This window comes from Psychrobacillus sp. Z3-81 (genome assembly GCF_056620325.1).
On the sequence record NZ_JBWQPU010000002.1, the window covers coordinates 317,163 to 337,974 of the forward strand.

Below are 20,812 nucleotides of genomic sequence, written 5' to 3' on the forward strand. Positions count from 1 at the left end.
AATTTCGTATCTATTTACCACTTTACGTAGGAATGGAAATGGTAAAGGTTGTTCCTACCCCTTTTTTACTTTCTATCTCTAACACACCTTGCATCTCGCTAAGTGATCCATAGACCATGAGCATCCCCAGGCCTGTCCCCTCTTTTTTGTTTGAGTAATAGGGTTTACCTAGCTGATCTAGCTCTGCACGGTTCATTCCTACTCCTGTATCTTTTATAAGAATATGAATATGAGTTCCAGCTTCACAAACTTGGACAGAAAGAGTTCCGCCCCCATCACTCATCGCCTCGATACAGTTCTTCGTTAGATTTAGCAAGCATTGCTTCATCTGATTCTGATCGAACCTCTTTTTTAATGTATTGGTGAATTGGTAGTTGATTTCCACATTATTCATACTTGCGAAGGGCATAATGATATTGATCACATACTCCATCTCATTTTGTAAGTTGGAGTATACCATATTTGCTGACTGTGGCTTTGTAAACGCAAGATAGTCAGTTAGTATATTCTCTGCTCTTTTTAATTCCTCTAAGGAATAGTTAATATACTTCCTGTCCTCCGGGGTAATATTCTTGGAGACGCTTAGTAGCTGTAAGAACCCATTAGCTACAGTCAAAGGATTTCTTACTTCATGTGATACGCTAGCAGAAAGCTCATTCATTACATGAAGTCTTTCCATCCTTAAGTAGTTTTCTCTATTTTTAATATTAGAGCATAGTTTTTCATTTAGAATAATTGTAATGTTAATCATTAACAGATTGGAAAAATAGATATACAAAGCTATTGTCCAGAACTCTTTGTTTAATTCTTCGAAAAACAACATTAGTGTGGATAAATAGCTTGTGACAATCCAAAATATCACAAGATTTGCCAAGAGGAGCCTTTCCTTTGTCGTGGAGCGGTTAAATCGTTTACTCAACCACGGAATAGTTAAGAATATGAGCGTAGAAAAAAGAAAGGATTGAATGATGCCTTCGCCACCTACGTAAAACCTAAATAGGTTTAGGACAATATATAAAGGAAATGCCATTCGATATCCTCCGTAAAGTGCCACTATCGTAAACGGAACATACCGCAGGTCCACTATAAATCCAATTTCTAATTGAACCGGATAGACCATACATAATATTATCGCAAGCGAATGAAATATCACGGTGAATTTCGAATGATACTGTTTTTCATGGTGGTCAAAAAAGATGACAAAAAGAAGAACCGGTAATACTAAAAAAACAAGGTTTATGAAGAAAGTCTCTATCAAATTTGTTCTCCTTTCTGTCTTTCCTGCAATATTTAGAATGTGTAAATTATAACATACATGTAATTATTGTAATAAAGTTTTTTCAACCCTTTCATCATCTAGGTTCCTTTTCTTAACATTTGTTACATTTCCTCGTTTGCTATTGTCATGGGTTTAACCTGTAAGTCTAGAGGTATAAAAAGAGAGAGCAACAATACAGTGATGAATTTTGAATGGAGGAATATGAATGAAAAAGAAAATGTTCGCTTTACCAATCGTGCTAACTTCCGCGCTAATTTTAGGTGCTTGTGGTGACGATGAAGACGGTGATGTAAATGAAATAGAAGTGGAAGATCCAATGTTAGAGCAAGAGGATCCAAATGATACTGGTATTGATACGGAAGACAACGAGGGTATTGAAGAAAATGAAGACATCAATACAGAGGGAGACGGAGCAGCTGATGAACAAGGCGACACCGGTACTCCTGGAACAGACCCATCAAGCTCAACTGATACAGAGGATGGTACTGACGGTACTGACACTGAAGGTGGAGCAGACGGAACAAACACGGATGGCTCCGGATCTTAATAACTACTAATAAAGAATGAATTAGTTTCATTTTATACAAAAGAGGAGTCCCTAAATATTTTGGGGACTCCCCTTTTTGCTTAAAATTGTTATTTCCTGCTTTTTTTCTTCTGTACGAATAGAAAGCCTATGAAGATAAGTGATAATAGGATGGGTATATAGAGATAACGTGTAAAGGTTTTGCTTTCTTCCTCTAATGTTTCCTTGGATAAGGGTATTGCCACTTCTTCAGAAGGCTTTTCACCTGAACCGAGCTCACCTATTATATCTGTTGCCTCGCTTAGCTGCTTGGTCATCGTACAATAGCCAGTAGATAAAGAATGCTCCTCTTGACTTGCAAATACTACGTATTCCCCGTCTTCTATAAATTCATATCCACAAGAGGCGCTGTCTCGGACAGAGCTTACAATTACCTGTGATTTTTCAATCCCTTTCCAGACTTCTGTTACTTGAAAAAGATATTGTATTTGGTCATCCGAGCTTATGCTGTGACCATTATTGTTCGAGTCTAGGCTGCCTAGTACTTTACCTAAAAAAACTACATCAGCTTGCTCCAGCTCTTCTTGAATGCTTCCAGGCTCCACACAGCTGCATGCCGAGGATGAAATGGGCATAAAAGTAAGCAGTATGGCGAAAATGCTGAATACAGCTAGATAGCGGAAGTACGGCATAAATGTTAGCCTCCTTTACCAATTAGACGAGCGATTCAGAAAATTCGTTTCAGTTATTTATACACTTCTACATGAAAGCGATGCATGAGTGCCAATATGTCCTCTCTCCCTGCAGTGCTTACCCCTTTATAAGAAAGTCGGAAGTAAAGGGATTTGATAAAGCTTCCAACATTTCTTCGGTATTTAAAAAAGGTCAATGAGTAAGTTTCTACCTGTGATATGCTCTTCGTTAGAGTTTTCAGCCAGTCAACAACATGCTCCTCTGATAAGCCCTTCTCCATCATCGCCTCTATCGCAAATATCAGCCTCTCATCCTCATCGTCTGTGTACACACTTTCTCGCAATAAGCAGCAAGCAATCGTATCCAAGCATTCCTGAAATAGCTCTTGCTTATAGGTTGGATGCTCTACTACCGCTGTTAACAGATCAGCTCCATGTGCAATGCTGTGAGCCCACCCCTTTCCCTCTACGTAGCCTCGTAGATCTTTTTCTTCTTTTAGATAGTGAACAGTTGCATAATATATGTCTTTCCATTCTGACGAAGAAAGAAATCCTCTTTCTTTATCCTTCATTAGAATAAGTACAATTACTAAAGATGAAAAGGATCTCGTAAATACAGAATCGGTATCCTTCTCTCCAAGCCTATATAATAAATGCCGCTCCCCTATACACTTTAAACCTATTTCCCTCAATTGCTCATTCGGAACATGGTCCCCTAATATTAGCTGACAAAACTTTTGATAGATAAGCTGATCTCTCAGTTCCGCATCAATTGACCCAATCTGTTCAAGCATTTCCTCTATTAATTGCGGAAGATTCTTTACCTGAGTAATATCTTCTGACATGTTTAGTAGCTTTGTTTTTAGTTCCATCTATTTTCCCCTATTCACTTTACTTTCTTGATTCTGCTTGCAATCTCGCAAGCTCTTCCTCTATAACTAGCGGGTCGATTCTTTGAAATAAAGGCTCCACTTTCCCAAGAGACTGCGCTTCTATTTTTATCGGCTCCCAGCCCCATTCCTTTATGGAAAGCATCTCTCTAATCCTTTCGCTGGAAAATGGTAAAAATGGAGAAAGGAGCTGTGCAGCATTTACAATGATAAAAGCCATTTCGGATAGTGTTTGTTTGCACTCACTAAGGTTCTCTTTTACAGATTTCCAAGGCTTCTCATCATCAAACTGCTTGTTCCCTTGTCTTATATAGAGAAAGATCGCTTCTAGCGCTGCTTTCATGCTTCCTTTTTCAATAAATTCTCCTACTTTGTTATATAGCTCCTCTGTTTCTTTTGCCAGTTGGTCATCTACCGGTGCCTCCGGAATGATTCCGTCAAAGGACTTCTCTATAAACTTGAATGTCCGATTGACAAGATTCCCATAAGCACCAAGCAGCTCTGCATTATGACTGTAAATAAATTCACGCCAAGAGAAGTCTGCATCTCTGCTTTCCGGGGCATTGATGGTTAAAAAATAGCGAAGCGAATCTGGATCATATTTTGTTAGTGTATAAGGAACCCATACAGCCCAGTTTTGACTGGTAGAAAGCTTCCTTTTCTCAAGCGTTAAATATTCATTTGAAATAATGTGGGTAGGTAAAGGCTTTTTCCCTGTCCCTAGCAAAATGGCTGGCCAAATTAATGTATGAAAGGGAATATTGTCCTTTCCATGTACGTAGTAAGAGGTTGTAGCCTCATTCCAGAAAGCTTTCTCGTCTTGCTGATGCTGATTTGCCCATTCCTTGCTGGCAGAATAGTAGCCTGATACTGCCTCGATCCATACATATACTTTTTTATCCTCATAACCCTTTACCGGAACGCTCACCCCGTTTGGTAAGTCTCTGGAGGCTGCCCGATCTTGCAGACCTTCTGAAAGATAGCGTTCCGTCAGTTGTACCGCATTGTCTCTCCATGCTCCCGTCGCCTTCGCATGCGAGACATACTCCTCTAATTCCTCTTGAAAATCGCTTAGTGCCAGATAAAAATGCTCGGTTGTTTTGATGGTTGGCGGGTTCCCACATAACTTACAGATCCTGTTCTTCAAATCTAGTGGGTCTAAAATGGTTGAACAGCTATCGCACTGATCTCCTCTTGATTTACTGCCACAAACCGGACACTCTCCCTCGACATAACGATCTGGTAGGAACTGCTCGTCGTATTCACAATAGGTTTGCTCAATTTCTTTTTTATACAGCCGATTTTGTTTTAGTAATTCTAAGAAGAGAGATTGCACGGTCTCGTGATGATTTTGTGTGTCTGTCCTTGTATATAAATCATAGCTAAAACCTAATTGCTCGAAAGACTCTTGAAATTCCTCGTGATATCGATCGGCAATCTCTTTGACGGTGACTCCCTCTGTGTTTGCCCTAATTGCGATAGGTGTTCCATTGCAATCGGTCCCTGATACGTATAACACTTTCTCTCCCTTTAAACGATAGTATCTTGCTAGGATATCTCCAGGTAATAACGCTGCAATATGCCCTAAATGCAGGGAACCATTTGCATATGGCCATGCTCCTCCTATAAAAATGCTCATCAAACTCTCTCCTTTATTTTCAAAATAAAAAACCTCGCCCCATATCGAACTAATCGATAAGGACGAGGTTATAAACTCGTGGTACCACCTTTGTTTACAAATTACTTACATCATTTGCCTCTATAAGTACGAAGCTTCTATGCTTGATACTTTGACATGGATAACAAGTGTCAAATCTTGTCGTAGCCTACTAACCAGAGGTTTTCAGTACGAAGCTCCGAGATCATGTTCAAATGACTAGTTTGCTTCTTTTCCACCATCCGAAGCTCTCTTGAAAACATCCTCATTTTACTTTTCCTCTTCAACGCTATTATTTATAAAATTGTTACCATTATATCGAGAGAAAAAATAATAATCAAGTGAATTTTTTGAATTTTTATTTCATTTCTCCCACATAGATCGACTGCGGTCTAAATATCGTGTTATCACGGATTTGTTCAATCGCATGCGCAGTCCAACCAACCATGCGGGCAACACTAAAGGTCGGTGTAAACAATTCAGGCGGCATGTCGATGGATCGCATAATGGCAGCCGCATAATATTCCACGTTCGTGTAAAGCATGCGACCTGGCTTTAACTCAGCAAGTAGCTCGATAATTTCCTTCTCTGCAATCGTCGCAATGTCTAACCATGCGTCTTGCCCTTGAAGCTCCACGCATTTGTCTCTTAATAGAATAGAGCGAGGATCCTCGGTTTTATAAATACGATGACCGAAGCCCATTATTTTTTCACCGTTTTCTATTTTCTCTCTCACGATATCTCGAATAGTCGCTGGATTTTTGAATTCATTTAATAAAGCAATAACACCGGATGGGGCTCCCCCATGAAGCGGTCCCTTCATTGTCCCTAGAGCTGATGTTATTGCTGCCGTAAGATCTGATTCTGTAGAAATAGTCACTCGTGCAGCAAACGTAGATGCATTTAGACCATGCTCCATTGTAAGCTTTAAATACGTTTCTAATGCTTCTACTTGCACGTCTGTAGGTATTTCACCCGTTAGCATCCATAAATAATTGGCAGTATGGGATAACTCCTCGTTCGGTTCAATGATCGGCAAGCCCTGCTGGTTTCTGTAATGTCTTGCCACAATTACAGGAAGCGCAGCTGTTAAGATGGCCGCTTGCTCCTCTAGGCTTTTTTCTTTAAACTCATCGTGAACAAATGCAGAAATTGCTGTTCTCATTGCATCCATTAGGGCAGTTTCCTTTGGCAATACATCGATGATTTGCTCCACATGAGTTGGAAGCGTTCTATAGTCCTTTAGCTGGTAATACTCCCCTGTGTTATCACCAGTCCACAGAAGCTGAGCAACCTTTTCAAAATTCCCCTCGTTTATTAGCTCCTCTACCTTTACTCCTCGGTATCGAAGTTCCCCTTTTTCACCGTCTACGGAAGCGATCTGTGTGTGTACTGCTACTACATCTTTTAGTCCCTTTTGAAACATATGAACTCCTCCTTTTTTTATAGTTTAATATAAAAGATTGATAAAAAAAATTAAATATATATAATTGACTTAATTATTTTATTTAATCGAAGGTGATTGTATGGAGTATCAATGGTTAAAAACATTTTGTATAGCAGCAGAAACACTTAATTTTCGGAAGGCTGCTGAGATTTTACTTATGTCTCAGCCGAGCGTAACTGTCCACATTAAGCTTTTGGAGGAGCATATCGGCATTCAGCTCTTTGAACGGAATAAAAACCGAGTAACCTTGACGGCCGAAGGAAAATTTTTTCTACAGGAAGCGAAGCAGCTGGTGCGTTCCACGGAAGCAAGCATCACGAAGGTACAGGCATATGCACAAGGCTTTCGAAGAAGATGGACGATTGCCATTACCCCACTGATGGCAGAAACGATCCTACCCTATTTTCTTCGAACCTTTTTACAGAATCATCCCGACTTAGAGGTTAATATTCGTGTGGAAGAGTCCCATGTGATAGAGCATTTAGTGAATGAAGAGGAAGTAAATATCGGGATTGCATCCACTGACGCAACGTTCAAAAGTCTATACTCGACTCCTATTTATGAGGACCCGATTATTTTTCTCATGCCCTTTGATGGCTATGATGAAGAAACTGGGCCACCTATTGATGTGAAAGAGGTACTGCAAAACAATTATTTATTCACTCACCACCATCCTTCGTTTTGGGATAGCCTTCTTGTCAAGCTCCATCAGCATGTCCATGGACTTCGTACGATGAGGGTCACGCAGGCACATGTGACCAAGCGGTTTATCCAAGAGGGGCTTGGAGTATCCTTCCTTCCACATTCAATCGTCAGGAGAGAGCTTATAGAAGGAAAGATTATGCAGCCACACTTTGATTTATTCGAGCTTCCAACCGTTTCTTCCTATGTATTGGTCAAAAAGATGGGAAGCCTAGAAGAAGAATTTATCGAGCAAATTTCTAAGCATTATTTTGGCTGAGAACAGGAGCCGTTTCCTTTGATTTTGTTATGCTCTTTATTTCTTTTAAGACGGCCAAGTATAGGAAAAGCCCAACTATTCCGAAAGCCCAACCGACTAGCTGTCTATAAATCAAGAGTGAGGTATAAGCCTCTACTCCATATCGATTTAACATCCAGGCTTTCATGGCAGCCAAGGTGAGTCCACGTACTACAAATAAAACCGTGATCCACTGGAACCACTTGAAAATCTCTTTTCGGTAAAACAATTTTTTGCTTCCGCGACGGTCATATCCTTGGAGATAAGCGATATCCACAAAGAAATAGAGCGGAAGTGGCTTCTTTATCATCAGAGAAATGAGATATATACCACTGAACACGAGACCAAGATACAACTGATTCCAAAGCATTCTTTCAGCTGTGCCAGAGAGCAAGTCAACAATCGTGCCAATTAATAGGCTCGATAATATAAACAAACCAGTAACATTAAATTCCCTCTCTGTAATGAAACGAACGATAGTATAGATGAAACCCGGCACAGTAGATAAAAGCATCGCCCAATAATCACCTAATGCCTCCCTGCCGTTCGTCCAAATAAGATAAGGAAGAGCCACATAAAACACGATTTCTAGCACAATCATGTATTTTTTCATTTTCTTGCTCCCTTTAGTAAAGTATCGTTTCATACTTTACGGCACACCTCTAGAAAAGTTCCAGATATTTGAAAATGTTTTTTTAGGTCATATCTATAAGGTGTGGTTGATTTCCGTTCTGGCTGGACGCTTTCCTGGGAGCGCAGCTTCGGGACAATAGGATGTTGTTCAAGAAAACGTTGGCACATGATGTGCCATTTTTAGTTTTCCTTCCTTTTCGGATACTTACGAAATAATACATTTGCTTAGCGTATTGAAAAATGGGAAGTGATTGGCATAATCATCTATTTTTCTAAGACGTTCTTTTTACGTAATATGTATTAACAACCTCCATAATTTAGTCATCTTGCAATTGCTCGGAGTATCTTTAATTTTTTTTATTAAGCCGTATAATTTTTCTATTCTCAAACGTCTATTAATTGTAAGAACATTAGGAGGGGAACAATATGGAAACAAGTACTAACATTAACAAGACATTTGTAGATGAAGCTCGAAAAATAAGAGATGAATTTGAAGAAATAGTTTCGGGATACTCAACAGACCTGTGGAATTATTGTAAATATGTTACTGGTTCTCCTTGGGATGGTGAAGATCTTTATCAAGAGACTATGATAAAGTCCTTTGGTTTGCTACCACAACGGTGGAGTGAAATTACTAACAAAAAATACTTTCTCTTCAGAGTTGCAACAAACACTTGGCTTGACCAATGTAGAAAACTCAAACGTGAAATAGGAACATTAGATGAAGTACCTGAGCCAAAATTTGATTTTTCAGACCAACTATTATTGGAAGAAATTCTAATATCGTTGGAGTCAAATTTGACCATCAAACAAACAGCCGCATTTTTACTGATGGATATTTTCCAGTTTAGTGCAGATGAAGTAGCTGGGATTGTCCAAAGCACTCCAGGTGGTGTATATTCTTCTGTTCAACGCGCGAGAAGAAAAATAGAGTCTTTGGATTTTTCAAAATCAAAAACTAAGATAGTTTCTCAAAGTCATAACGTAATCATCCAGGCATACTTAGAAGCCTTTAATAATGGCAATTTAAATAGTATGTTAAGGTTATTTAGTGAACAAGCACAAAATGAAGCATTCTTTGGATTCCAGGAATTCTCTAAAGATGAAATGCTGAAAGGTTCTTTAAAATTTGGTTTGCCTGGTCATACAGCTCGTGAAATCATCCTTTGGGGCAAACCAGTTATTATTGTATTAACTTCTAATGACACTAGTGCTGAAATTCATGACATACAAACACAAGAAATTGAAAACGGAAAAATAGTTAGCCATAAAAGTTATTTCTTCAGAAAAGAATTTATTTTTGCTGCCGCTGATGAGCTTGGAATAAAGGCACAGCTAGTAAAACCACCTGTATTTTGGAGTTGAGTTTTTAGGGATGACAATTGTTGTCCCTTTTATTGTGTTTGTACCACTTCTCTCAACTTTCCTACTTCACAGTTTGGTTCTAGTGCGTCGTATTTTTATAGAAATTGAGTAACTACTTTTCGGTCTTTTTGAGTCACTCGTCGATATTCAACACTTCTATCTTTTTTACCGATGACCTTATCCCGGTATTCCGCTCTCCAACTCAGCGTCTGTAATTGGACCTTCAGGAGTGTAATCAATAGGAGTATCTGTTTTACTTCTATAATTGGTACTAAGGTATATGCATCACTAGTCAGTTTTTCTTGATATGTTATATTCTTTTTGAAATTTATTGCTCAAATTTTAATTTTAGTAGAAAACACTATTGGTTCGGAGCAGCGTCGATCACTCCTGTGGAAATAGCACGAGGGAGAGACTACAGGCTCGACCCGTGCCCACGGAAAGCATCCGACGCAGCAGAGAACCTAACACTTAAAAAATAAGAAAGCACCTATGATTTGTATCATAAGTGCTTCTCTTTCGATTTTTCCCACCTTCAGGCTCCCACAACAAGTCATTCCATTATCGTTGCGTCCACTATTTCATCCAGTGACAGTTTATAGCACCGGAAAGGGTCCTCTAATTCAATCGTCCTTTTTGATACATCAATCCACTGAATGACTCCACGATTGTAGAGAAATTCTCCTTCTCTCCATCGTTTCACCTTAATTTCCACGTTTCGTTTCATTGCTAGCTCTAGCTGCTCTTGAATAAATTCATAATCAAATTCATTTAAATCTGGTCGAGGCTCCTTTTTGACTTCCTCTTGGTAATCCCTAAGCATCTTTACATGCTCCGGCAACATCATGGCCACCCATTTTTTTGATCCTCTATCTTTTATTTTAGATAAATCAAGTTGTTCCCATTCTTCCATGTTAGCCATCTCCATTACCTATCTTTTTTATTTATTATATACGAACAAATGTTCGTTATACAACTGGGAATTTATAGGTTTAGGAGAATGAATGAAAAATTAAATGAATACTGGCTCCTTCGCTGCTTTAAAAATTTTATGAGTCAGCATTTCTTCAGCATAAAAGAAGCCAAATTGCTTTTTCCCTTTTTCTATTTCTGCATAAACCTCTTTACGTTTAGCTTCCGCAGTCTTCTGATCACCAGTTAAATGAGCAATCATCCATTCACTGCGTTTATAGCTTACTGGTTCAATGGGACTTAAATATGTATGCAACGCCTTTATTTCTTCTACATTTGGTTGATGAAGAAAGCAATCCACCTGTCTGATATGGGTGATGAATTGCATTGCTATCTTATTATCCTTACGAATTGGAATGGTTTTATACGCTTCAATCATGCGAGATGCATAATCATAATTTTCCATTACGAGATAATAATAAAAGAGTAGATAACTGTTCATAAGTGTTTCCTCAGAGACAGCAGCTTGCTTTGTTTGTTCAATTAAGGAAGCTGACCAATCTGCTGGATGTTTTGGAGACATCATTTCTTTTAACAGCAAAAGACTGCCCAAAAATGCTTCTGCTTCCTTTCCACCTCTCCTGAGCTCTAATAGAACGCGTCCATCCGATTTCATAGCTCCTTTGAAGGGAATGATAGTCACTGCAAAAATAGCCAAGTTTAGAATTCCAAAAAACTTTGTATACGGTTGATCAAAGCTAAAGCCGATAGATAACCCAATAATGGCAACAAGAAGGGAAACAAGTGGTCCACCTGCTGCAAACCATTGATGCTGCTTCATGATCCTATCAATATTTCCACTAATAGGTGCGCAGCTTGCAACACCACCAAACATTGCCCAGCTTTCGTTTGCTCTAACCTTTATCTTGTCAGTCTTCTCTATCAGAAAAGGCCCTGCTATTAAATAATGAAAACGGTATCCAGCCAAAACACCAAATAAGGCATGACCCACTTCATGAATAAAAAACGTTAGCATAGCTAATGTAACGAAAATAGCTAGCTCCAGCATCGTCTCCGCATAATCGGTAAATTGTAATGCGATCACCACAGCAAAAAAAATCAGTGTGACACCCATTGGACTTTTCCAGAATTTCATTACTCTATCTCCTCTACTATGTGCTGGTTATCTCAAGCACCCTTGAATTACTCACCTTCTAAATAAGAAAAGTAAACTTTGCAGATAATGCACTTTGATTAATATAAGTTTTACCCACTAAAACATCCCCATTTATTTGTATATTTTCACAACAATTATATCACGTTTAATAGTTTATCATTCATATTTTGGAAATGGACAATCTGGTCCTAACAGCAGGATCAATAGACTTTACATATAAACAAGAAGCGTTATGATTCCCATAAAAAAACAGCATGGCACCAATGACCAGTGCAATGCTGTTTTCTCTATTTTTCTTTATTTAATCAGTCAATATATTATATGCAAATTTGATAAGAACAACAATCTTTTAGAAAACAGCCTTGCATTAAAATAAATCTGGATATTATGACTGAAGGAACCGTTACTATTTTGCCAGTCATTACGTCTAATAATTGAGGTGAAGTTGATGAAAAGATTGTTTTTATTAATACTCGCAATTGGACTTATTTTAGTTGGTTGTCACCAAGAAGGAACGATAAATAATAATGAAAAAATCAATTCAACGAAAGACAGAGTTTATAGCGTTCCTTGGGATGGCAAGCCTATGATTGTGAAACAAAAAAACATGAATGGGGATTACGAGATAGTAAATGAAGTAACTGATAGTACTGAAGTAGAGAAAGTAATAGAAGCTTTAAGAATTGCGGAATGGCAAGAGAATACTAAAGTAGATATTGGCCCTCCAGATTATAGTTTTACCTGGAATTCATTTACCCATGACGCATGGATAAATGAAGAGTTTCATAGAGTAGAACTTATAATTGAAGGGCAATCAAATTATGGGGTTTTATCTAGTGAATCTTCTAAAATTATATTCGAAATCTTGACAGGCAAAGAACTTTAATTGGCAATAACCAGGATGACTTATTCAACTAACCGGAGCTTTCGTTTAAAAAAAGTGAGCAAAACTCATGAGCTTGGAGATAATTTCTTCAGCGCATGAGTTTTGGGCATTTGTTTTTTATGATACAACATGAGTAATTTTCCATTTAGAATGCCAAGTTTCTCATTCCTTTATCTGCGTGCTCGTTTGTTTTTATTTTGGAAAATCTTCACGATAGCTATAATGAGAGAAAGGACAGCAATTCCAATAACAATCAGCTTCAATTTACCAGTATCTTGCCCTTCAGGTTTAGTGGCTATTTGCTGTTCTACACTAGTTAAGGCCTGCTCTATTTGTTGGTTTTCTTCACCGCTTGATTCATTGGTTAATAGATTGTTTTCTTGCTGCTCCTGCGACGTGTACGGCTCATCCCCCACGACAACAAGCTGTAGAGCCATTGATGCACCAGGCTCTCCGTTTTCACTTTCTACCTTTTCCTGAGTATGTTTCCCCGCATAATCATTTGCAGCATTCGGTCCAAAATAAGACTCGGAAATTGTCTGTCCTACCCAAACGGCTGGATCTGCACTTACAGCAATCGCCCTCGGATGCATGCCCATTTGATAATCTTCCCCATCAATTGTCAACATATATACATCCGCCGTACTGCCGGTTTCCGTTGTTTTTTGTACACGCTCGACCGCTTCCACTTTTCCTGTCGGCCCCTTGGTATAGCCAGACATTTGCAGTAAAGTCTGGCCGCCAATATCCGTATGTATGTGTTTTGTAACAAATGCCGCAAATTCATCACGTGTCAATGTTTCTGTCGGATTAGGAATGTCCAAATGATTCTGGAAAAAAGCTTCATTTACCAATTGGTACGTAGCTTCCCCTTCGATAGTGGAAATTAGCTGCTGTTCCAATACTCGTTGTGCTAGCTTTGCAGACGTGTCGGCATCAATCCCGTGATATCTGGCTGCCCATGCAGCTAAATCCTGCGCGGTTAATGTCTTTTGTGGCTGGTATTCGAGATTTGCGTCTAAACTAGAGACGATCCCCAAAGAAGATAGCACTACAATGTCGTTTGCATTTTCACTTAAATTTAGATCACTAAAGGTATTATTTTTGTTCAAAACATGTGCAGATGCAGATGTTGTAAAGAAAAAGCACATGAAAAGACATAGTACAATTCTTTTCTTCATGATAACCTCCTATTTTGTAGTAAGTTGCAAGCTACCGTTTCTTTGGATTACATAAGGATTTGTTATGCCATCCATTGTTTTCAATGTCTCATAATTGATAGAAAAGCTCGGCAGCTCAACTAACAACTCCTCCGGTAAAAAGAAGCCATTATAAAAGCCTGCTTCTATGTCAAACTCTGCGGCAGTGCCCTCTTCATTTTGCAGAATTTGTCCGAGGATCAATACATGAGCATATTCAAGTTCGTACTCTACGTAGATATGGTCATGTCGAAAATAATATCGTGCATTACTGCGCTCATAGAGCCATTCTTCGGATAGATAAAATGAACCGGTTGGGCTTTTGCTAACCCAATCCAGTAAATTTCCCTCTATTGTGTCGGCATCTTTTTGAAAATCTGCAATAATCGACTCTTCCACTTCTGCCGTCCAATCAATATCCAAATAGTTCGCAATGGTTTCTAGCTCCAACCCGGCTGTTTCTGCCAAGAAATCTTCCCTAGCCTGTAAATTCTTTTCAATAGCCTGCAGCAATTGTTCATGCCCTTTCAATGTGTTTTGACTGCTAAGCAATTGCTCATATTGCAGATAAAGTTTATTCAACTGTTCTGCATACGTAAGAATTTTTTGTTCCATTACCCATTGGTTGCCCATAATATCCACAATATCTGAACCTTGCTGCATCAATGCCAGCCATGTATCCAAGCCCTTTTCCGAGTAAAACTGCAGCTGCTCGACAGCGACTTGCTGATCTTCTTTAAAAGCTGTTTCTGCTTGCTTTACTTGGGGTTCCAATTTTTCAATCTCTTCGCGTGTTTGGTCCATCTCCTGGTGCAGCTTCGAAACCGTCGAATCATCGTATACAATTCCCAAGAAGTTCGCAAAAGCACCTGTTAAATGGGCATAAGCCGGTAATGCAACGGCACCTGCTAAAAGCAATACGAGTCCCATTTTTTTATACATAGCGGATCATCTTTCTTGTTGAAAAGTAGCTTGCTGCCATTCCCAATGCAGCACCCATTACCAATTGAATGACACAAATAAGGATTACTTGATTGGTGTTTAATTGCCCCAAATAAGGGATTGCTGATTGAATTGGTTTAAAAATAAACCTATATAATCCATTAATAAATACGATTGCCAGCAGGGCACCAAAGAGACCTAATAATATGCCTTCCAGTAAGAACTGCATACGAACGATTTTAGGATCCATCCCTAAAAACAGCTTTATTTTCAGCTCTTGAGCTCGTTGATATAACGCAAGGCGGAATGAACTATAGACCATTAAAAATGCGACAGCAACAAATAGTGCAATTGCTAACACACCGTATAATTCAATTTTTTGTATCCATGTTGATAATATTTGTGCCATTTGCTGCGGGTAAATAACTTTTACGATACTGTCCACTTGTGCTAAATTTTGCTGAAGTGATTCGACATAACCTTGATCACTCACTTGAAACTTAACGGCATCTGCCACACTCCCATCTGTAAAAGCATGCAATAAGTGCTCTCTGCCTTCGAAGATGAAAGATATATGATCGAGCATCTGCTCACCTGTCTCGATTTCCACGTTTTTGGCATAGGATTGCTCCGATAAAATTTCGGCAACCCCTTCAACCATGCCATCTTCTACATATACTTTCATTGCTAGCTGTGATTCTACATAGTCAATTGCCTCGGCCACATATGCCCTCACCAATAAAACACTTCCCACTAGACAAAGCGCAATAAAAAGAAGCGTGACAGAGGCACCTACACTTCCTCTGTTGCGCTTGATCCCTAGTTTTACATCATCTAGCATGTAGATAATCTGATGTTTGTTCACTTATATCACCGTCTTCCATCACCCAAATGGTTTCCCCGTGTTGGAGTAATTGCTCTGCGTGCGTAACGACTAGCACTGCAATTTTCTCTTCCAGATGCAATTCATACAATAATTCCATTATTTCCATTGCTGTTTGCTGGTCTAAATTCCCTGTTGGCTCGTCCGCTAATAACAGCTTCGGTTTATTTAACAATGCACGCACAATTGCCACCCGTTGCTGTTGCCCACCGGAAAGCTGCAGGGGATAAGCATCTATTTTGTGAAGAAGGCCCACGCGCTCTAGTAAACGCATGGCCTCCTCTTGTATTTGTTCGATGGGTCGTCCAAGTGCCTTTCCTGCCAACAGAATGTTTTCAAGCACTGTTTTCTGCTCAATTAATTCGAAGCTTTGAAATATAATGCCCATTTTCCGTCTCAATTCAAATTTCGGCATGGATGTTATATCCGAACCATCAATCAAAATTTGACCGGTATCGCAATCTATTTCTCTATACAATAATTTTAGAAGTGTACTTTTTCCTGAACCCGAGCGACCTCGCAAGTAGGCAAATTGACCATGATGGAGTTGGAAATTCAACTGTGACAATACAGCAACGTCATCGTAGTATTTCGTCACTTCCTTCATTTGAATCATGATTAAATCTTTCCTTCTTTTAGCCATGGTATGAAGCCTCGCAAAAAGCGCTCGGTTGCCGGCATGAAATAGGAACCGAAGTGGTAATCAGGATCTAAAGTTGTATTCACCCAAGTCCCCTTCGTATTCACACGGTCGATATACAATACAGAGCCGCCATCTGCTGTTGATACAAGTGTTTCACAGCCTTCCGCCGGCCAATATACACCGTGTTGATGCCAAGTAGCATCAGCTAACGTTAAATAATTCGTGAATAAATCTTGTGATTCACCTGGTAGGCGCAGCCCGCTATCTGCACCTGGCTCCAGCCACCACCAGAAGTTTGTCGGACGGAATTCCCATTTATGTTCTGGTAACCAGTCTCGATGCTGTGGACCAAACGTGACAACTACTTTGCCTGAATTCGCAAAATCATAAATTTTATCTACATTTTTCTCTAATAGTTCAATATGTGTTTGGGATGGGATAATCAGTACATCATAGTCATCCAATGAAGCTTCTGCGAATTGTCGAATCGGTATTAACTTAGAAATATGCTGGCCAAATTCAGATGTTTTGTATGTTCGGTGATGGTGAGAGCTGCCACCATACATAACGGCAATTTTACGCATTTACTTTCTCCCCTTTCTGTAATCGTTTAAATTCGTCTTGTACCCATTGCTCCATTTGTGCCGGAATACGGTCTGTTGTTTTGTTAATCTGCGGCTGCATTCGAGCACTCGTTTGCAGCAAACTGCCGCCAGAGTGTACAAAGATTGTACCGTTAGTAGAGTTGCGATCAATGTATGTAATTGTTTCTCCGCCTGGTAATGTTAATAATACTTCTGCGCCTTCTGGGGCCGGGTGATGGCCGCGTGCAAAGAAACCTTTTACTCCCCGGTTGATCGTCATATCGTCTTCTGTGACGCCTTCAAAGATAGGATGTGGCTTTGCAATCGACACATTATAGTCTCCATGCCATTTAATTTCTTTTGGAATGAACATTTCTTGACCCCGCAGCCAAGGTGTCACTAGGTTTCCGAAGAAGCACACAATTTTACCAGCTTCTAAAAACTGTTCAATACACTCCTTTTCTTCTAATAAATAATCCTGATCTACAAAAGGTAGGATCACCATACATTTGTATGGTGCCAAATCAATTGTGTGCAGCTGATACATGTCCACAACTTCATAGCCTTCTACCGTTTGTCCTTCTGAAAAAATGTTACGTGGATGTACTACTAGAAAATCCTTCATTTTCATTTGCTCCTTCCAATAATAAGAGTGCATCGATTAAGGCTTGCGTAAATGGATGCGTTGGATGATTCATGACCTGTTCAGTCGGACCTTCATCAACAATTTTTCCTTCATGCAGCACAATAATCCGATCGCAAAATCCTTTCGTCAATGCAATGTCATGTGTAACAAACACATAGGAAATGCCGAATTGCTCATTCATGGATTTTAATAAAGCAATTAATTCCATTCTTAATGAGGTGTCCAGCATGGAGGTTGGTTCATCTGCCACAATTAGCTGCGGCTTCGTCACAAAGGCACGTGCTACTCCCACCCGCTGGCGCTCTCCCCCCGACAATTCATGTGGATAACGCATCATATACTTGTTCGGATCAAGCGACACAACCTCCAGGGCTTCACGAACAAGCGCTTTTCTTTTCTCCGGATCCGATTCGATTTTCTGGATAATCAATGGCTCTTCAACTAATTGGAAAATTTTCATGCGAGGAGACAAGGATTCATAGGGATCCTGGAAAATCATCGAAATATCTTTACCATATGTCCTTCTTTGTTTTTTGGATATCGTTGTCAACTCGGTTCCATTAAAGGTAAGAGAACCTTGCGTCGGCGTTTCAAGACCTACTATCATTTTTCCAATTGTACTTTTCCCTGCTCCTGATGCCCCTATAAGTCCAATAATTTCTCCTTTTTGAAAAGACAATGAAACATCTTTCAATACAGCAACTTCGTTACGTTTAGAACGCTTATAAACTTTCATGATGTTTGTCAGTTCAACGAACGGTTTCATAAAGCTCCTCCTCGCGAACCTCATTTTTCTTTTTAGGCTTCAATCGTGGGATCGCATCTATCAAACGTCTTGTATATGGATGACTCGACGTACGGGCTAGCTCTTTTGATGGACCACCATCGACGATATAACCGTATTTCATAATAAGAAGACGGTCTGTAATCGTTAATACTGCCGGCAAGTCATGGGATATGAAAATCATCGAAAGGTTCATTTCCTTTTGAAGCTTTCTCAGCAGCTGTAATATTTCTACTTGCACGAGTACATCTAAACCAGTCGTAGGCTCATCTGCGATGACAAAACGCGGCTTATTTATAAGCGCCATCGCAATAATGACACGCTGTCGCATACCGCCAGATAATTCGTGAGAATAGGCATAGCGCCATTTTGAATCTAGTCCAACTTGATTGAGCACTTCGTCAATACGTGTATTCATTTCATGTTTCGGAAGCTTTTGATGCGCTAAAATTGCTTCTTTCAGCTGCTTTTCTACCGTATGCACAGGGTTCAGCGCATTCATTGCAGCTTGTGCAATATAACCGATCTGCCTGCCGCGCACTTGACGAATTTCTTCATCGCTAAATAATTGCAAATTTCGCCCTTCAAAATAAATAGCTCCGGATGCAATATGAGCTGGCGAGCGTAATTGCTGAATAATGGCTGAGGCTACGGTTGTTTTACCGCTTCCCGATTCCCCGACAATCCCTAATACTTCGCCCTGCCTTACTTGAAAGCTGACTTCATTTACGACAGTCGAGAAGCGATTATTCTTCGGATATTGAACAGTTAAATTTTCAACAGATAGCACTGTATTTTCTTCTACTAATCGTGTATTCGTCTCGATAAGCTGCTGTCGCCGTTTTTTTGCCACCGTATAGGCACCTAAACGTGGGTTGACCTTTTCTTCTAAAAAATAGCCGATGAACGAAAAAGCCAAAACTACTATTACGATACATACGCCGGGAGGGATAATCCACCACATCCAAGCGTCTGTTAAAAACCCACTTCGACTGTTGGCGTAATATAAAATACTACCCCAGCTTTTCATTGTTGGATCTCCTAAGCCTAAAAAGCTTAAAGAGGATTCCATTAAAATAGCTCCATTTACCGCCCCTACAAACTGAGGGATGAAGATTGGGAAAACACCGGGCAAAATATGCTTATAGAAGATATAAAAATCATTGGCACCCATCGTTTTTGCTGCCAGTACGGAACCAGCTGATTTAATAGCCAATGTTTGTGCACGGATCTGGCGGGCTTTTCCCGCCCACATCACTAATGTAATAACAAAAATTTGTGTATATATACCAGGACCTATGTATACAGCGACTACAATCATAAGGGGTAAAAACGGAAGCGTCATAACGATATCAATCATGCGCATCACGATTACTTCCAAACGCCCACCAATATAGCCTGCCAATACACCGATAATGCCTCCGATAGCCGTAGCCAAAATTGCTGTTGCAATACCGATGAATAAAGATGTACGTGCGCCTACTGCTAATTCCGTTAATATATCTTGTCCCATATCATTTGTGCCAAGCCAATGTGCAGGGCTTGGAGGCTGAAATGAAGGACCCACTTGTTTATAAGCATCATACGGGCTTAGTACAGGACCTAACAGTGCAAATAATAAAACCATCATTAACATGGCAAGCCCAGTTATCCCAATGATTTTTGTTGATTTCCGCATTATTGTCCCACCTTTTCTGTAGAGGCGCTTTTCGCTTGTGGATCAATAAGAGGGTACGTCAGGTCCGCTAAGATATTGGCAATGATAATTCCTAAGGTTATGATTAGAAATACACCTTGCATCATCGGAAAATCCCGTGCAATGACACTTTCATAAAGTAGTCTGCCAATACCGGGATAAGAAAACACCGTTTCAATTACGACTGCCCCACCGATTAGCGTCCCCAGTGACATCGTAAATTGCGTATAAATAGGCAACAATGCATTACGCAATGCATGATTGAAAATTAAACCCTTCTTCTTCACGCCTTTTGCTTCTGCCATTAACATATAATCTTGGCCAAGTGACTCCAGCATGGACGATCGTGTTAATAAATAATTCGAACCAACTGTCGCGATGCTTAGTGTCGTAATCGGCAATACTAAGTGCCACAGCACATCTTTTATAAAACCCCACATCGTTCCGTCTTGGATAATCGATACAGCCCCATAAGTCGGAAACCAATTGAGCTGTACGGCGAAAATCGCAATAAATAACATACCAATCCAAAATCCTGGAATCGCTTGAAGTGTCAACATCGTTGTTAAAAACGTAACATCTCGCTTCTTTCCTCTGTTCCAAGCAGAATACGCACCAATAATGACGCCAATAACCGTACTAATCAGCAATGCAGGTAAAACTAATGTGATTGTCCATGCTAATTTATCTGCCATAATTTCAGTAACGGGTTCTGCATATTTAATTGACAAACCAAAATCCCAAGTGAGTATCCCTTTTAAATATTCAATATATTGTTCCCATAACGATCCACCCAAGCCAACCGACTCTAATGCCGCTTGTTTTTGTTCTTCCGATAATTCCTGTAATGTGGATTCATCGAAAAAGTATAGCAATGGATCTCCAGGTGCCAGCCGCGGCAATCCGAAATTAATCGTGATTGCCACGAATAGCACAAGTACATATTGGAACAGTTTTTTTCCTATTACTGAAAAATGTCTGCCCATTTTTAC

Annotated in this window: 21 protein-coding genes and 1 other annotated feature; of the genes, 4 read left to right on the forward strand and 17 right to left on the reverse strand. The window is 39.7% G+C overall.

The genetic code is table 11. From position 1 onward, the window contains the following. Nucleotides 1-22: 22 nt before the first annotated feature. Nucleotides 23-1,258, reverse strand: coding sequence for an ATP-binding protein (locus AC1ECF_RS03810; protein WP_480388064.1), 1,236 nt, complete (start codon nt 1,256-1,258; stop codon nt 23-25). Between the two features lie 226 nt (nt 1,259-1,484). Here AC1ECF_RS03810 and AC1ECF_RS03815 point away from each other — a divergent pair, with 226 nt between their 5' ends. Continuing rightward, the gene (locus tag AC1ECF_RS03815) at nt 1,485-1,826 is read left to right on the forward strand and encodes a hypothetical protein (RefSeq protein ID WP_480388065.1); all 342 of its coding nucleotides are present in this window, start codon (nt 1,485-1,487) and stop codon (nt 1,824-1,826) included. An 89-nt stretch (nt 1,827-1,915) separates the two neighbouring features. On the opposite strand, the gene AC1ECF_RS03820 is transcribed toward AC1ECF_RS03815, so the two are convergent. The 4 genes from AC1ECF_RS03820 to AC1ECF_RS03835 form a co-directional block, all read right to left on the reverse strand. Next, nucleotides 1,916-2,497 (reverse strand): hypothetical protein, encoded by a 582-nt coding sequence (locus AC1ECF_RS03820; protein ID WP_480388066.1) that lies wholly within the window; start codon nt 2,495-2,497, stop codon nt 1,916-1,918. A 53-nt stretch (nt 2,498-2,550) separates the two neighbouring features. Further along, nucleotides 2,551-3,369 carry a DUF2785 domain-containing protein gene (locus AC1ECF_RS03825; protein WP_480388067.1) on the reverse strand — a complete coding sequence of 273 codons (819 nt, stop codon included), beginning with the start codon at nt 3,367-3,369 and terminating at the stop codon, nt 2,551-2,553. Between the two features lie 19 nt (nt 3,370-3,388). Beyond that, the gene (metG, locus tag AC1ECF_RS03830; protein WP_480388115.1) at nt 3,389-5,071 is read right to left on the reverse strand and encodes a methionine--tRNA ligase; all 1,683 of its coding nucleotides are present in this window, start codon (nt 5,069-5,071) and stop codon (nt 3,389-3,391) included. A 10-nt stretch (nt 5,072-5,081) separates the two neighbouring features. Further along, nucleotides 5,082-5,340 (reverse strand) — a binding site (T-box leader). Nucleotides 5,341-5,402: 62 nt separating this feature from the next. Beyond that, nucleotides 5,403-6,470, reverse strand: coding sequence for a citrate/2-methylcitrate synthase (locus AC1ECF_RS03835; RefSeq protein ID WP_480388068.1), 1,068 nt, complete (start codon nt 6,468-6,470; stop codon nt 5,403-5,405). Nucleotides 6,471-6,570: 100 nt separating this feature from the next. On the opposite strand from AC1ECF_RS03835, the gene AC1ECF_RS03840 reads away from it, so the two are divergent. Next, the gene (locus AC1ECF_RS03840; protein ID WP_480388069.1) at nt 6,571-7,452 is read left to right on the forward strand and encodes a LysR family transcriptional regulator; all 882 of its coding nucleotides are present in this window, start codon (nt 6,571-6,573) and stop codon (nt 7,450-7,452) included. Here AC1ECF_RS03840 and AC1ECF_RS03845 read toward each other — a convergent pair. After that, a complete protein-coding gene (locus AC1ECF_RS03845) occupies nt 7,433-8,083 on the reverse strand; it encodes a VC0807 family protein (RefSeq protein ID WP_480388070.1) in 651 nt (216 codons plus the stop codon). The genes AC1ECF_RS03840 and AC1ECF_RS03845 overlap by 20 nt on opposite strands. 446 nt (nt 8,084-8,529) lie before the next feature. Here AC1ECF_RS03845 and AC1ECF_RS03850 point away from each other — a divergent pair, with 446 nt between their 5' ends. Next, nucleotides 8,530-9,468, forward strand: a complete 939-nt coding sequence (locus AC1ECF_RS03850) for a sigma-70 family RNA polymerase sigma factor (protein ID WP_480388071.1) — start codon at nt 8,530-8,532, stop codon at nt 9,466-9,468. A gap of 553 nt (nt 9,469-10,021) precedes the next feature. Here the strand turns inward: AC1ECF_RS03850 and AC1ECF_RS03855 are convergent. Next, nucleotides 10,022-10,381: a YolD-like family protein gene (locus AC1ECF_RS03855; RefSeq protein ID WP_480388072.1), complete on the reverse strand. Its 360-nt coding sequence runs from the start codon at nt 10,379-10,381 to the stop codon at nt 10,022-10,024. Nucleotides 10,382-10,480: 99 nt separating this feature from the next. Next, nucleotides 10,481-11,536 (reverse strand): M50 family metallopeptidase, encoded by a 1,056-nt coding sequence (locus AC1ECF_RS03860; protein ID WP_480388073.1) that lies wholly within the window; start codon nt 11,534-11,536, stop codon nt 10,481-10,483. Between the two features lie 469 nt (nt 11,537-12,005). On the opposite strand from AC1ECF_RS03860, the gene AC1ECF_RS03865 reads away from it, so the two are divergent. Continuing rightward, complete coding sequence (locus tag AC1ECF_RS03865; protein ID WP_480388074.1) at nt 12,006-12,443, forward strand: hypothetical protein; 438 nt, start codon at nt 12,006-12,008, stop codon at nt 12,441-12,443. Nucleotides 12,444-12,613: 170 nt separating this feature from the next. On the opposite strand, the gene AC1ECF_RS03870 is transcribed toward AC1ECF_RS03865, so the two are convergent. The 9 genes from AC1ECF_RS03870 to AC1ECF_RS03910 are packed head-to-tail and all read right to left on the reverse strand — an operon-like array spanning nt 12,614 to nt 20,806. Then, nucleotides 12,614-13,624, reverse strand: a complete 1,011-nt coding sequence (locus tag AC1ECF_RS03870; RefSeq protein ID WP_480388075.1) for a hypothetical protein — start codon at nt 13,622-13,624, stop codon at nt 12,614-12,616. A gap of 9 nt (nt 13,625-13,633) precedes the next feature. Beyond that, complete coding sequence (locus tag AC1ECF_RS03875; protein WP_480388076.1) at nt 13,634-14,584, reverse strand: hypothetical protein; 951 nt, start codon at nt 14,582-14,584, stop codon at nt 13,634-13,636. Beyond that, nucleotides 14,577-15,449: a cell division protein FtsX gene (locus AC1ECF_RS03880; RefSeq protein ID WP_480388077.1), complete on the reverse strand. Its 873-nt coding sequence runs from the start codon at nt 15,447-15,449 to the stop codon at nt 14,577-14,579. The genes AC1ECF_RS03875 and AC1ECF_RS03880 overlap by 8 nt, the downstream gene beginning before the upstream one ends. Next, entirely contained in the window at nt 15,415-16,110 is a 696-nt protein-coding gene (locus tag AC1ECF_RS03885; RefSeq protein ID WP_480388078.1) for a cell division ATP-binding protein FtsE, read from the reverse strand. The genes AC1ECF_RS03880 and AC1ECF_RS03885 overlap by 35 nt, the downstream gene beginning before the upstream one ends. Then, nucleotides 16,086-16,694 (reverse strand): hypothetical protein, encoded by a 609-nt coding sequence (locus AC1ECF_RS03890; protein WP_480388079.1) that lies wholly within the window; start codon nt 16,692-16,694, stop codon nt 16,086-16,088. The genes AC1ECF_RS03885 and AC1ECF_RS03890 overlap by 25 nt, the downstream gene beginning before the upstream one ends. Further along, a complete protein-coding gene (locus AC1ECF_RS03895) occupies nt 16,687-17,319 on the reverse strand; it encodes a phosphate starvation-inducible protein PhoH (RefSeq protein WP_480388080.1) in 633 nt (210 codons plus the stop codon). Before AC1ECF_RS03895 ends, AC1ECF_RS03890 begins: the two co-directional genes overlap by 8 nt. Next, the gene (locus AC1ECF_RS03900; protein WP_480388081.1) at nt 17,288-18,106 is read right to left on the reverse strand and encodes an ABC transporter ATP-binding protein; all 819 of its coding nucleotides are present in this window, start codon (nt 18,104-18,106) and stop codon (nt 17,288-17,290) included. Before AC1ECF_RS03900 ends, AC1ECF_RS03895 begins: the two co-directional genes overlap by 32 nt. Further along, on the reverse strand, nt 18,090-19,802 hold the full coding sequence (locus tag AC1ECF_RS03905; RefSeq protein ID WP_480388082.1) for a dipeptide/oligopeptide/nickel ABC transporter permease/ATP-binding protein: 1,713 nt from the start codon (nt 19,800-19,802) through the stop codon (nt 18,090-18,092). The genes AC1ECF_RS03900 and AC1ECF_RS03905 overlap by 17 nt, the downstream gene beginning before the upstream one ends. Beyond that, entirely contained in the window at nt 19,802-20,806 is a 1,005-nt protein-coding gene (locus AC1ECF_RS03910) for an ABC transporter permease (protein WP_480388083.1), read from the reverse strand. Before AC1ECF_RS03910 ends, AC1ECF_RS03905 begins: the two co-directional genes overlap by 1 nt. Between the last annotated feature and the right edge of the window lie 6 nt (nt 20,807-20,812).